Here is a 12337-nt window from a genome sequence, read left to right as displayed (position 1 = left end):
GGGTTACTTGGCCAGGTGCAGCAGCACCGGCGAGAGCAGCGCGGCGATGGTGCCGCCGAGGAGCGGACCCACGACCGGCACCCAGGAGTACGCCCAGTCGCTCGAGCCCTTGCCCTTGATCGGGAGGATCGCGTGCGCGATGCGCGGGCCGAGGTCACGGGCAGGGTTGATCGCGTAGCCGGTCGGTCCGCCGAGGGAGGCGCCGATCGCGACCACGAGCAGCGCGACGGGAAGGGCCGACAGCGCCCCGAGGCCGCCGGGGGTGCCGATCTTGACGTCGCCGTAGTCCGCGAACGCGAAGATCACGAACACCAGGACGAAGGTGCCGATGATCTCGGTGACCAGGTTCCAGCCGTAGGAGCGGATCGCCGGACCGGTCGAGAAGACGCCGAGCTTGTTGGCGGGCTCCGGCTCCTCGTCGAAGTGCTGCTTGTAGGCGAGCCAGCAGAGCACGGCGCCGAGGATCGCACCCAGCAGCTCGGCGGCCGTGGCGACCGCGTAGTGGGAGAAGTCGATTCCCTTGGCCGGGTCGAGCAGGTGCTGCACGAACAGCCCGATGCCGACCGCGGGGTTCAGGATCGCGCCGGAGTAGGCGGAGACGAGAACACCGGCGAAGACCGCCAGGCCCCATCCCCAGTTGACCATCAGGAAGCCGCCGTTGAAGCCCTTGTTCTTCACGAGGGCGACGTTCGCCACGACGCCGCAGCCGAGCAGGAGCAGCATCGCCGTGCCGACCAGCTCGGACAGGAAGTAGAGGCCCATATTCACATCAGGCATGTCGCCATTGACCTTTCGCAGAGCACCGGCCCCTCTGCCGGTGCGGTGTTCGAGTAGACGCCGAGAAGGGCGGCGGTGGGATCTCGCTACCCGCGGGTGCGGGCGACGAGGGAAAGTCCGTGCCGGGTGTTCAGCAGCTCGCGGGTGAGCTCGATCTCACGCGCGGTGCGCGCGCGGTCCCAGCCCTTGAGCGGCGCGAGCGCCTCGGCGACCTCTTCGAGGATCTCCTCGGTGACATCGCCGGCGAAGGCGAGGCTCGTGCGGCGCAGGATCACGTCTTCGAGGCGCACGATGAGCTCGTTCCGCACCATCCACTCGAGCTCGCGCGTCGAGAGCTGGCCGCCGGCGAGAGGCGCATCGGGGCCCTGCTCGACGTACTGCCACACCTCGGCGGCGCGGGTGCCGTAGCGCTTGAGTAGAGGCTCGGCCCGCTCCCCGGCGCCGGGCAGGTTCTCGGAGATCCAGGCGGCGCGCGCGGCGTCGCTCTGCGGGTAGTCCTTGCCGCCGCCGATCGCGCGGCCGAGGGTCGAGACGACGCGGGTGCGGCCCAGCAGCTCCAGGATCCGGTCGGACAGCGTCTCCCCGAGCGCGCGGAACGTGGTCCACTTGCCGCCGACGAGGCTGAGGTGCGGGACGGCCCGGCTGTTGTCGACCTCGACGCGGTAGTCGCGCGACACGAACCCCGGCGCCGTGTCCTCATGTCGGGGGAGAGGGCGGATCCCGCTGAAGCGGTACACGATCTGGTCGCGGTTCACCGCGATGTCGGGGAAGACGTGGTGCACGAGATCGAAGAAGTAGTCGATCTCCTCCTCGGTGCACAGCGGCACCTCGCGCGGGTCGGCGTCGATGTCGGTGGTGCCCACCATGACCTTGCCCTTGAGCGGGTAGATCAGCACGATGCGGCCGTCGGAGTGCTCGAAGAAGATCTCGCGCCCGCGGGTGGCGGCGAGCAGCTCGGGGTTGTCCAGCACGATGTGCGAGCCCTTGGTGCCGCCCATGAAGCGGGTCAGCTCGCCCATGGCCTCGTTCGTGAGGTCGGTCCAGGGACCGGACGTGTTCACGACGACGTCGGCGGCGATCGCGAACTCGGTGCCGCTCTCGCGGTCGCGCACGAGCACGGCGTCGCCGTCGTGGCCGATCGCCTCGACGTAGTTCAGCGCGCGGGCGCCGGGGTGCGCGGCGCGACCGTCCTGCAGCACGTCGAGAGCCAGGCGCTCCGGGTCGTGCATGGAGGCGTCGTAGTAGGTCGCCGTGTACTTGATCCGTGGATCCATGGCGGGAAGCTCCGCGAGGGACTTCTTGCGGCCGAGGAACTTGTGCCGCGGCACCATCCCGCCATCGCGGGAGAACGTGTCGTAGATGGTCAGGCCCATCTTGATGAGGAACGCGCCGCGCTCCTGGGGCTTGCCCGACTTGTGCGTGAGGAAGCGCAGCGGCGCCGAAAGGATGCCCGAGAACGTCGAGTAGATCGGGATGGTCGTCTCGAGCGGCTTGACGTAGTGCGGAGCAATCTTGAGCAGCCCGTTGCGCTCGGTGACCGACTCCTTGACGAGGCGGAACTCGCCGTTCTCGAGGTAGCGGATCCCGCCGTGGATCATGTGGCTCGAGGCGGAGGATGCGCCGGAGGCGAAGTCGCCGCGCTCGACGAGGACCACGTCGACTCCCTGCAGGGCGAGGTCGCGGAAGGTGGAGATCCCGTTGATCCCGCCGCCGATCACCAGCACGGTGGTACGGCCCGCCTCGCGGACTTCGGTCACCTCGGGGCGTTCTGCGGCGTTGTGGACGTGGTCGGTCATCTTCGTCTCCTTCCGGATTTCTCACAGCATTCCCCCAGCCGCCCGTATGGTCAAGCAGGCTGCACGAATGTGCAAGAATCGGTCGGATCGATCCTCGGAGGGCCTGGAATGGATGAACGGAAGCGCCAGTCGAAGGCCGTCGCCGCGCTCACGGCGGCGCGGCTGTACTACCTGCAGGACAAGACGATGGACGTCATCGCGGAAGAGCTGGAGACGTCCCGCTCCTCGGTGTCGCGTCTGCTGAGCTATGCGCGCGAGGTCGGTCTGGTCGACATCAGGATCAACTCGCCCCTCGAGCACGCGGGGGAGCTCGAGCAGCAGCTGCACGACCGCCTGCACGTGACCGCGCACGTCGTGCCGATGCCGGAGAGCGTCACGGAGGTCGAGCGTCTGGAGCGCGTCGCGCTCACCGCCGGACGCCTGCTCACCCAGATCATCGACTCGAACATGGTGGTCGGCCTCGCCTGGGGATCGACGATCAGCGCGGTCAGCCGGGATCTCGGACAGAAGGAGACCCGCGGCACCACGATCGTTCAGTTGAACGGCGCCGGCAACACCCTGACCAGCGGCGTGGAGTACTCGAGCGAGATCCTGCAGCGGTTCGGATCCGCCTTCGGCGCGCAGGTGCAGCAGTTCCCGGTGCCCGCGTTCTTCGACGACCCCCGCACGAGGGAGGCCATGTGGCGCGAGCGCAGCACCCTGCGCGTGCTGGACCTGCAGGCCAAGATGGACCTCGCCGTGTTCAGCGTCGGCTCCCCGAGCGCGGAGGTCCCCAGCCGGGTGTACGTGGGCGGCTACCTCGGCCGCGACGACTACCGGAGCCTCCGCGAGGACCGGGCGATCGGCGACGTGGCGACCGTGTTCTTCCGCGCCGACGGCACCTGGAAGGACATCGCTCTGAATGCGCGCGCGACCGGTCCGGGGCTGGACCGGCTGCGTCGCGTCGCACGGCGGTTCTGCGTGGTCGCGGGCGCACAGAAACTGCCTTCGCTCCGGGCGGCGATCGGGGCGAAGCTCGTCACCGATGTCGTGCTGGACGAGGGGCTCGCGCGTCAGCTCGTCGAAGGCTGAGCCTCCGGGCGGACCTGGGTCGTCCTCCGAGGCGCGGGGCGGGCCGCGGAGGTGTCAGAGCGTCTCGGGGCCGGAGCGGAATTCGCGGATCAGGTGATCGACCACTTCGTGCAGGTCGCCCCCCGTCGCATCGGCCACCGCGACCTGGCGCTCGTAGCTGGCACCGTCCCGCAGGATGTCGGCGACTCCGCCGAACTGCGCGGAGCACTGCAGGTCGGCGGCGATGGGGGAGAGCCGCTCGAGCTCCTCGGCGAGGTGCTCCCGCACCGAGCGCTGGGTGCCGTCGGCCGAGACGATGACCTCGGCGTCGAGTCCGTACCGCGCCGCGCGCCACTTGTTCTCGCGGTGGAACCACGGCGCGAGCACGGCGAGCGGTCGTCCCTCGTCGAGGTCGCGCGAGAAGGACTCCACCAGCACCTGGGTGAGGGCCGCCACGGCGGCGAGCTCGCGCAGGGTCGACATGCCGTCGCAGGCACGCACCTCGATCGTCCCCCAGCGTGGAGCGGGCCGGATGTCCCAGCGCACCTCGGTGGCATCGGCCATCACGCCCGTGCGCACCATGTCCTCGAGGTAGCCCTCGTAGGAGGCCCAGTCCGGCAGCGGCCAGGGCAGGCCCGCGGTCGGCAGCTGCTGGAACACGAGCGCCCGGTTGGAGGCGTAGCCGGTGCGCTCCCCGGCCCAGAACGGGCTGGACGCAGCGAGAGCCTGCAGGTGCGGGAGGTACGAGGTGAGTGCACCGACGATCGGCAGCACCTTGTCGCGGTCCTCGACCCCGATGTGCACGTGGATGCCCCAGATCATCATGTTGCGACCCCACCACTGGGTCTTCTCGATGAGCGAGTGATAGCGCGTCTTGTCGGTGACCTGCTGGTCGAACCACTGCGCGAACGGGTGGCTGCCGGCGGAGAGCAGCTCGATGCCGGCCGGATCCGTCGCGGCGCGGACGGCCGCGATCGCGGCCGCGATGTCCTCGACCGCCGCGGAGACCGTGGAGCCGATGCCGCTCGTGACCTCGATCGTGTTCGTCAGCAGCTCGCCCGTGACGGTGTGCCTTTCCTCGGCGCTGGCGCCTTCGAGGTCATGCAGGAGCTCGGGGGCGCGGCCGACGAGATCACCGGTGGCCGGATCGGCGAGCATGAGCTCCCACTCCAGCCCGACCGTGGAACGCGGCGAGGAGGCGAACTCGATCGGCATAGGGCCTCGATTCGGTGCGGGAGGTCGTCGGCCAATGATCGCACGCGCGGCGCTAGCATGTGCCGTATGACGTTTTGCGACGGGTGCCGCGCATGAGCACCGGATCCATCCTCGTGCCTGCGGAGAGTCTCAGGGAACAGGTCGAGCGCATGATCGCGGCGCGGATCGTGTCGGGTGAGACTCCTCCGGGGGATGTGCTCACGGTACCGACTCTGGCCGGCGACTTCGGCGTGAGCGCCACGCCCGTGCGCGAGGCGATGCTCAACCTCGCCCGCCGCGGGTTCCTGCGCCCGATCCGCAATCGGGGATTCCAGGTCACCGAGGTCTCGGCCGATGAGCTGCAGCAGCTCACGGAGGTTCGCCTGCTGCTCGAGGCCCCGCCCATGCGCCGGGTCGCCGGGGCGATCGAGGCGGCGCTCGAGACTGAGCTGCGCGAGCTCGCCGACCGGATCGTGGCGGCGGCGAGGAGCCGTCGCTTCGAGGAGTACCTCGAAGCCGACACGGCCTTCCACCTGCGCGTGCTCGCCGTGACCGGGAACCAGAAGCTGGTCGACACGGTGCGCGAGCTGCGGCAGCAGACCCGCCTGGTCGGGCTCGTGCGCCTTGCGGACGCCGACGCGCTGGTGCCCACGGCACTGGAGCACGCGGAGCTCGTCGATCTGCTGGCCGCCGGTGACGGCGAAGGCGCGGAGGCGCTGATGCGCCGGCACCTGGGCCACGTCGGCGGCGTGTGGAGCGGGCGCGAGGAGCACTGAGCCGAAGGCGCCCTTCCGGTGGACGTCGTGATTCAGTAATATGTCACATGTTATTAGCGTGACCGCGGGCCCGATACCGGTGCGTCGAAGAGCGGATGCGCGCGTCAGGAGGCGTGGATGAGGGTCGTCGTGATCGGCGCGGGAGCGGTCGGTGCGGCCTGTGCGCTCGCACTCGCCGAGGCGGGAGCCGAGGTGATCGTGATCGACCGTGCGGGGGTCGCGGGGGAGACCTCGAGCCGTTGCGAGGGGAACATCCTCGTGTCCGATAAGGAACCGGGAGCCGAGGCGGAACTCGCCATCGAGGCGAACCGCGCGTGGCGGGCGCTCGCGGAGAGGCTCGACGCAGAGCGCGTGCCCGGCCAGCCCGCGACCGAGTTCGAGGCGAAGGGCGGCATCGTCGTCGCCTTCCCCGGCGGTGCGGATGCACTGCGGACCTTCGCCACCTTGCAGGGCGGCATCGGCATCCGGTCCGAACCGCTCGGCGAACGGGCGCTGCGTGCCGCCGAACCGCATCTGAGCCCGGAGATCGCGCTCGGTGTGCACTACCCGGACGATGCGCAGGTGCAGCCGAGCCTCGCGACGCAGGCCATGCTGGCCCGCGCCGTGCACGAGGGCGCGCGTCTGGTCGTCGACGAGGTCGTGGCCGGCGTCGTCGCCCAGGGCCGGGTGACGGCGGTGCGCACCGTGCGGGGTCTCGTGGAGGCCGATGCCGTGGTCAACTGCGCGGGGCCCTGGGCGGGGGAGGCGGCGGCCCTGTTCGGCAGCGCGCTGGACATCCGGCCGCGCCGCGGCACGATCCTCGTGACGGCGGCGATGCCGCAGCGCGTGTTCCACAAGGTGTACGACGCCGACTACGTGGGCGCGGTGGGGTCGGCCGATGCCGCGCTGCAGACTTCGACCGTGGTCGAGTCCACGCCGTCCGGCACGGTCCTGATCGGCTCCAGCCGCGAGCGCGTCGGCTTCTCGGGCGAGGGACTGCTCGCGCCCCTCTCGGAGATCGCCGCGAAGGCGTCGCGACTGTTCCCCTTCCTGCGCGACACGATGCTGCTGCGCACCTACTTCGGCTTCCGTCCCTACGCGCCCGACCATCTCCCCGCGATCGGCGCGGATGCCACCGTCGCCGGACTCTTCCATGCGGCCGGCCACGAGGGCGCGGGCATCGGACTCGCGCCGACCACGGGCGCGCTCATCGCGCATGCGGTGCTGGGCACGCCGGCTCCCCTGGATCCGACGCCGTTCCTGCCCTCGCGAGCGAGCCTGCAGGGAGCGGGCGGACGAGGAGCGGACGCCGCGACGGCGGGACGGGAGAGTGCGGCATGAGTGTGCAGATCACCGTCGACGGCGTCGCCGTCTCCGGACGCGATGGGCAGACGATCGCCGGCGTCCTGCTGTCCTCGGGCCGGCGCACGTGGCGCACCGCGGCAGGTTTCGAGCGCGGCATCTTCTGCGGGATGGGCATCTGCCAGGACTGCGTGCTCACGGTCAACGGCGTCGAGGGCGTGCGCGCCTGTCAGCGCGAGGCGTGCGACGGCGACGTCGTGGAACGGGAGGTTCGGGCATGAGCGCACGACGCGTCGTGGTGATCGGCGCGGGTCCCGCGGGACTCGCCGCCGCGGCGGCGGCGGTCGAGGCGGGGGCGGACGTCACGGTCCTGGACGAGGGCGAACGCGTCGGCGGGCAGTTCTGGCGGCACCATCCCGAGCTCACCGATCCCCGCCTGCAGCACCAGACCGCGCGCTTCCGGCGACTGCAGGAGGCTCTGGCGGACGCGCGCGTCCTGTCCTCGGCCTCCGTGTGGCGGATCGAGCCGGGATCGCCCGTGCGCGTGCACGCCCTGATCGGGCCGGCGGATGCTGCGCAACGCCGGGGCGAGACCGTCCTGGCAGACGCCCTCGTGATCGCCACGGGGGCGCACGACCGGGTGCTCCCCGTTCCGGGATGGACGCTGCCCGGCGTGACCTCGGCCGGAGCGGCGCAAGCCCTCGCGAAGCGCGACGGCGTGCGGCTCGGAGCGCGCACGGTGGTCGGCGGGGCAGGGCCCTTCCTCCTCCCCGTCGCACAGAGCATCGGCCGCGTCGGCGGGGAGGTCGCCGAGATCGCGGAGGCGGCGAGCGTCGCGTCCATCGCGCGCGGCTGGGGGCGGCGCCCATGGGAGCTCGCGGCCGCGACGAGCAAGGCGGGAGAGCTCGCCTCCTACCTCGGATCGCTCGTCGCGGACCGCACGCCGTACCGCTTCGGCTCCGCGGTCACCCGCATCCACGGCGACTCGGCCGTCGAGGCCGTGACCGTGCAGCGCGTCGACGCCGATTGGCGCCCGATCCCCGGCTCCGAGCGCACGGTCGAATGCGACGCGGTCGCGCTCGGCCACGGCTTCACCCCCCGGCTCGAGGCTGCGATCCAGGCCGGCTGCGAGATCGGGCCCGACCGGTTCGTGCGGGTCGGCTCATCGCAGGACACGAGCGTGCCGGACGTGTATGCGGCGGGGGAGATCACCGGGATCGGCGGTGCCGACGCGGCCCTCGCGGAGGGTGCCGTGGCCGGTCTCGCCGCGGCGGGCGTCGCTCCCGCCGACATCCGTTATCGCGCTCCGCTGGCCGCGCGCCGGCGCATGCGCGCTTTCGCCACGCGACTCGAGACGCACCGGATTGGATCCGGCTGGACCGGATGGCTCGACGCTCGGACGATCGTCTGCCGCTGCGAGTCGGTGCGGCGCGATGCGCTCGACGAGTACGCCGCGGCATCCTCCCGTGGGATGCGCCTCGCCACGCGAGCGGGCCTGGGGGCGTGCCAGGCGCGCTCGTGCGGGCGCAGCGTCGAGGACATCCTCGGCTCCCCGGTGGGTTACGACCGCCGGCCCGTGCTGTCGTCGGTGCGGATCGGCGAGCTCGCGGCGACCTGCCGCGATCCCGCGGGCTGAGTCACGAACGAGACCTTGTCCGGCCAGAGTAGTGGGTGATATGTTACGTATTACTGGCGACGAGAAGGTCGCGCATCACTTCCCGGAGCGGGTCGCGACAGGACGCGGCTCGTAGACGAGAACCCGGCCATGGCGGCGCGGGAACGGAGAGAATGGACATCGCAATGACTGAGCAGACCATAGACCTCGGCGGCGTCGTCGTCGCGACCACGCTGGCGTTCACCGAGGACTCCGCGGCGCCGGCCGGGCTCGCCGTCGACTACGACAAGTTCGGCGAGCACGTGGACTTCCTCATGTCCAACGGCTGCCGCGGCGTCGGTCCGAACGGCTCGCTCGGGGAGTACTCCTCGCTCACGGACGACGAGCGCCGCAAGGTCATCCAGGTCGCCGTCGACGCCGTCGACGGTCGCGGCATCGTGATCGCCGGCGTGCACGGCGTGGGCAGCCACCAGGCGCGGAAGTGGGCGGAGCTCGCCCGCGAGGACGGGGCGGACGGCGTGCTGCTGCTGCCGCCGACGATCTACCGCGCCAACGAGGGCGAGGTCGTCGCGCACTACGAGGAGGTCGCGAAGGCGGGCCTGCCGATCATGGCCTACAACAACCCCTTCGACACCAAGGTCGACCTGGTGCCGTCGCTCGTCGCGAAGCTCGCCCAGATCCCCGAGGTCGTGGCGATCAAGGAGTTCTCCGGCGATGTGCGCCGCGTCTACGAGATCAAGGAGCTCTGCGACATCGACATCATCGCCGGTGCCGACGATGTGCTCTTCGAGCTCATGGTGAACGGCGCGGTCGGCTGGTTCGCCGGCTACCCGAACGCCTTCCCGCGCGAGGCCGTCGAGCTCTACACCCTCTGCGCCGAGGGCAAGTGGCACGAGGCGAAGGCCCTGTACGAGCAGCTCGTCGCGGTGTTCCGGTGGGACTCGCGGACCGAGTTCGTGCAGGCGATCAAGCTCTCCATGGACATCTGCGGCAACTCCTACGGCGGCCCCACCCGTCCGCCGCGCGGCCCGCTGAGCGCGGAGCAGCGCGCCCAGGTCGCCGCCGACACCGAGCGCGCCCTCGCCGCCCTCGCCGCACGCTCCGCGGTGGTCGCCTGATGCGAGGCGCGTGCGAGGTCGGACACTGGCGCGGCGGCCCGGCAGGAGCACGCTGATGCGCGCGCGCCGGGTGATCCAGGCGGTCGACTCGCACACCGAGGGGATGCCGACCCGCGTCGTCACGGGCGGTGTGGGCCGGATCCCCGGCGCGACCATGAACGACCGGCGGCTGTACGCGATGGAGCATCTCGACGGGCTGCGCGGATTCCTCATGAACGAGCCGCGCGGGCACGCGTCGATGTCGGGCGCGCTGCTGCAGCCGCCCGCGCGCGACGACGCGGACTGGGGCGTCGTGTTCATCGAGGCGTCCGGGTTCCTGCCGATGTGCGGGCACGGCACGATCGGAGTCGCCACCGTCCTGGTCGAGACCGGCATGGTCGAGCTGACGGAGCCGGTGACCGAGATCCGGCTGGATGTCCCGGCGGGACTCGTGATCGCCAGGGTCGCCGTCCAGGACGGGCGTGCGGTCGGCGTCACGATCGAGAACGTCCCCAGTTTCGTGGATCGCCTCGACGAGCGGATCGAGGTGCCCGGGATCGGCGAGATCACGTACTCGGTCGCGTTCGGCGGCAACTACTACGCGCTCGTCGACCTCGACGAGGTCGGACTCCCGTTCGACCGCGCGCGCCAGGACGACATCGTCCGCGCCGGCCTTCTGATCATGGACGCGATCAACACGCAGGCGCCGCCCGTGCACCCCGTTCTGGAGGGCGCGAACCACGTGCACCATGTGGAGTTCATCGCCCCCGGATCCGACGCCGTCCGCTCACGGCATGCCATGGCCATCCATCCCGGCTGGTTCGACCGATCGCCCTGCGGAACCGGGACGAGCGCCCGCATGGCCGAGCTGCACGCCCGCGGCGAGCTGGCGCTGGAGACGCCCTTCGTGAACGAGTCGTTCATCGGAACCGAGTTCACCGGGCGGCTCGTCGGCGAGACCACCGTGGGCGACCGGCCCGCGGTGATCCCCACGATCACCGGCCGCGCCTGGGTGACCGGGCTCGGCCAGTACATCCTCGACGGGGACGACCCGTTCCCCGAGGGCTTCGTCTTCTAGGAGAGATGCATGACTGACAGCACCACCGTCGTGTCCGATGTCGCCGCGCGGGCCGCGGCGGCCGCCCGCCCCTTCGCCGCCACTTCGCCGGCCGACCGCGGCGCCGCCCTGGTCGCAGTCGCGGACGCCCTCGACGCCCATGCGGCGGAGCTCATCGCGATCGCGATGCGGGAGACGGGTCTCACCGAGGCGCGGCTCACGGGCGAGGTGAAGCGCACGTCCTGGCAGCTGCGGCTGTTCGCGGACACGATCGTCGACGGCGCCTACCTCGACGCCCGGATCGACGCGGCGGATCCCGAGTACGTGATCGGTCCGCGCCCGGACGTGCGGCGCGTGCTGGAACCGGTCGGTCCGGTGCTGAACTTCGCGGCATCGAACTTCCCGTTCGCGTTCTCGGTCGCCGGCGGCGATTCCGCCGCGGCCCTGGCAGCGGGCTGCCCGGTCGTGGTCAAGGCGCATTCCGGGCATCCCGAGCTGTCCCGACGCACGGCCGCGATCGTCGCGGAGGCGCTCGTGGGCGCCGGAATGCCGGCCGACGTGTTCCAGCTCATCGAAGGTCAGCAGAACGGCGTCGCGCTGCTGCAGGACGAGCGGATCCGTGCCGGCGCCTTCACAGGGTCGACGCATGTCGGACGCCTGCTCGCGGACATCGCGGCGTCCCGGCCGCGCCCGATCCCGTTCTACGGCGAGCTCGGCAGCGTCAATCCCGTGTACGCGACCTACGCCGATGCCGAGCTGCTCCAGGGCTTCGTTTCCTCCGTATCCGGCTCGGCGGGCCAGTTGTGCACGAAGCCGGGCTTCCTGTTCGTCCCTGCGGACGCCGATCTGTCCGCGGTCGGCTCGGCGGCCGCGGGTGTCGCGGAGCACCGCCTGCTGAACCCGGGGATCGGGCGGGCGTTCGAGGAGCGCAGGTCCGCGGTGCTCGGCGCCGAGGGCGTGACCGTTCTCGCCGAAGGGGAGATCCGCGAAGACGAGGGCGGTCAGCGACATGCCACGCCGACGGTCGTCGCGGTGGGGCTCGAGACGCTCCGCGCGCACCGGGAGGAGCTGCTCGAGGAGTCGTTCGGGCCGTTGTCCGTCATCGTGCGATACGCGGTTCCGGAGGAGCTTCCCGCAGCTCATGAGGAGCTGTTCCCCGGCAACCTCACCTCGACCGTGCACGCTCGCCCGGCGGAGCTCGCCGACGGCTCCCTGGACGCACTGGTCGACACCCTGGCCGCGACGAGCGGTCGCGTGCTGTTCGGCGGCTGGCCGACCGGCGTCGCGGTCACGCCGGCGATGCAGCACGGCGGCCCGTACCCGGCGACCACGACCGATGCGACGAGCGTGGGCACCGCGGGCATCACCCGGTTCCTGCGCGGCGTGGCGTATCAGAACGCGCCGCAGGAGCTTCTGCCTGCGCCCCTGCGCGATGACAACCCCTGGGGCGTCCCGCAGAAGCGCAGCGAGGCCGGACGCTCGACCGAGTGGGGCGCCTTCGCCCGTTGACCCGCCGGCATGAGAGAGGCGGGGGGGGGGGGGGGGGGGGGGGGCGGGCGGGGGGGGGGGGGGGGGGGGGGGGGGGGGGGGGGGGTGGGGGGGGGTGGGGGGGGGGGGGTGGGGGGGGGGGGGGGGGGGGGGGGGTGGGGGGGGGGGGGTGGGGGGGGGGGGGGGGTGGGGCGGGGGGGGGGGCG

At 71.5% G+C, this 12337-nt stretch carries 11 protein-coding genes; 8 read left to right on the top strand and 3 right to left on the bottom strand.

Annotated features, from left to right (window positions below):
* Nucleotides 1-3: 3 nt before the first annotated feature.
* Both ACIPY5_RS02560 and ACIPY5_RS02555 read right to left on the bottom strand, forming a co-directional pair.
* Entirely contained in the window at nt 4-777 is a 774-nt protein-coding gene (locus ACIPY5_RS02560; protein ID WP_400966300.1) for an MIP/aquaporin family protein, read from the bottom strand.
* An 86-nt stretch (nt 778-863) separates the two neighbouring features.
* On the bottom strand, nt 864-2573 hold the full coding sequence (locus ACIPY5_RS02555) for an FAD-dependent oxidoreductase (protein WP_400966297.1): 1710 nt from the start codon (nt 2571-2573) through the stop codon (nt 864-866).
* A 108-nt stretch (nt 2574-2681) separates the two neighbouring features.
* On the opposite strand from ACIPY5_RS02555, the gene ACIPY5_RS02550 reads away from it, so the two are divergent.
* On the top strand, nt 2682-3644 hold the full coding sequence (locus ACIPY5_RS02550; protein WP_400966294.1) for a sugar-binding transcriptional regulator: 963 nt from the start codon (nt 2682-2684) through the stop codon (nt 3642-3644).
* A 54-nt stretch (nt 3645-3698) separates the two neighbouring features.
* Here the strand turns inward: ACIPY5_RS02550 and ACIPY5_RS02545 are convergent, their stop codons facing one another.
* Entirely contained in the window at nt 3699-4838 is a 1140-nt protein-coding gene (locus ACIPY5_RS02545) for a glutamate--cysteine ligase (protein ID WP_309357410.1), read from the bottom strand.
* Nucleotides 4839-4930: 92 nt separating this feature from the next.
* Between ACIPY5_RS02545 and ACIPY5_RS02540 the strand changes: the two genes are divergently transcribed.
* The 7 genes from ACIPY5_RS02540 (at nt 4931) to ACIPY5_RS02510 (ending at nt 12152) form a co-directional block, all read left to right on the top strand.
* Complete coding sequence (locus ACIPY5_RS02540; protein ID WP_400966290.1) at nt 4931-5593, top strand: GntR family transcriptional regulator; 663 nt, start codon at nt 4931-4933, stop codon at nt 5591-5593.
* Nucleotides 5594-5710: 117 nt separating this feature from the next.
* On the top strand, nt 5711-6913 hold the full coding sequence (locus tag ACIPY5_RS02535; protein ID WP_400966287.1) for an NAD(P)/FAD-dependent oxidoreductase: 1203 nt from the start codon (nt 5711-5713) through the stop codon (nt 6911-6913).
* Nucleotides 6910-7155, top strand: coding sequence for a (2Fe-2S)-binding protein (locus tag ACIPY5_RS02530; RefSeq protein ID WP_400966284.1), 246 nt, complete (start codon nt 6910-6912; stop codon nt 7153-7155). The genes ACIPY5_RS02535 and ACIPY5_RS02530 overlap by 4 nt, the downstream gene beginning before the upstream one ends.
* On the top strand, nt 7152-8510 hold the full coding sequence (locus tag ACIPY5_RS02525; RefSeq protein ID WP_400966281.1) for an FAD-dependent oxidoreductase: 1359 nt from the start codon (nt 7152-7154) through the stop codon (nt 8508-8510). Before ACIPY5_RS02530 ends, ACIPY5_RS02525 begins: the two co-directional genes overlap by 4 nt.
* Before the next feature lie 164 nt (nt 8511-8674).
* Nucleotides 8675-9607, top strand: coding sequence for a dihydrodipicolinate synthase family protein (locus tag ACIPY5_RS02520; protein WP_400966279.1), 933 nt, complete (start codon nt 8675-8677; stop codon nt 9605-9607).
* Nucleotides 9608-9662: 55 nt separating this feature from the next.
* Entirely contained in the window at nt 9663-10664 is a 1002-nt protein-coding gene (locus ACIPY5_RS02515; RefSeq protein WP_400966276.1) for a proline racemase family protein, read from the top strand.
* 9 nt (nt 10665-10673) lie between these two features.
* Nucleotides 10674-12152, top strand: a complete 1479-nt coding sequence (locus ACIPY5_RS02510) for an aldehyde dehydrogenase family protein (protein ID WP_309357417.1) — start codon at nt 10674-10676, stop codon at nt 12150-12152.
* Nucleotides 12153-12337: the final 185 nt, after the last annotated feature.

The sequence above is a fragment of the Microbacterium sp. NPDC089698 genome (assembly GCF_044749045.1).
Taxonomy (GTDB): domain Bacteria; phylum Actinomycetota; class Actinomycetes; order Actinomycetales; family Microbacteriaceae; genus Microbacterium.
This window is presented reverse-complemented; position numbering and strand designations above follow the sequence as displayed.

Coding starts and splice junctions, on each gene's coding strand:
- ACIPY5_RS02515 (WP_400966276.1), top strand. CDS start 9,663: ATGCGCGCGCGCCGGGTGATCCAGGCGGTCGACTCGCACACCGAGGGG.
- ACIPY5_RS02530 (WP_400966284.1), top strand. CDS start 6,910: ATGAGTGTGCAGATCACCGTCGACGGCGTCGCCGTCTCCGGACGCGAT.
- ACIPY5_RS02535 (WP_400966287.1), top strand. CDS start 5,711: ATGAGGGTCGTCGTGATCGGCGCGGGAGCGGTCGGTGCGGCCTGTGCG.
- ACIPY5_RS02550 (WP_400966294.1), top strand. CDS start 2,682: ATGGATGAACGGAAGCGCCAGTCGAAGGCCGTCGCCGCGCTCACGGCG.
- ACIPY5_RS02525 (WP_400966281.1), top strand. CDS start 7,152: ATGAGCGCACGACGCGTCGTGGTGATCGGCGCGGGTCCCGCGGGACTC.
- ACIPY5_RS02560 (WP_400966300.1), bottom strand. CDS start 777: ATGCCTGATGTGAATATGGGCCTCTACTTCCTGTCCGAGCTGGTCGGC.
- ACIPY5_RS02510 (WP_309357417.1), top strand. CDS start 10,674: ATGACTGACAGCACCACCGTCGTGTCCGATGTCGCCGCGCGGGCCGCG.
- ACIPY5_RS02545 (WP_309357410.1), bottom strand. CDS start 4,838: ATGCCGATCGAGTTCGCCTCCTCGCCGCGTTCCACGGTCGGGCTGGAG.
- ACIPY5_RS02520 (WP_400966279.1), top strand. CDS start 8,675: ATGACTGAGCAGACCATAGACCTCGGCGGCGTCGTCGTCGCGACCACG.
- ACIPY5_RS02540 (WP_400966290.1), top strand. CDS start 4,931: ATGAGCACCGGATCCATCCTCGTGCCTGCGGAGAGTCTCAGGGAACAG.
- ACIPY5_RS02555 (WP_400966297.1), bottom strand. CDS start 2,573: ATGACCGACCACGTCCACAACGCCGCAGAACGCCCCGAGGTGACCGAA.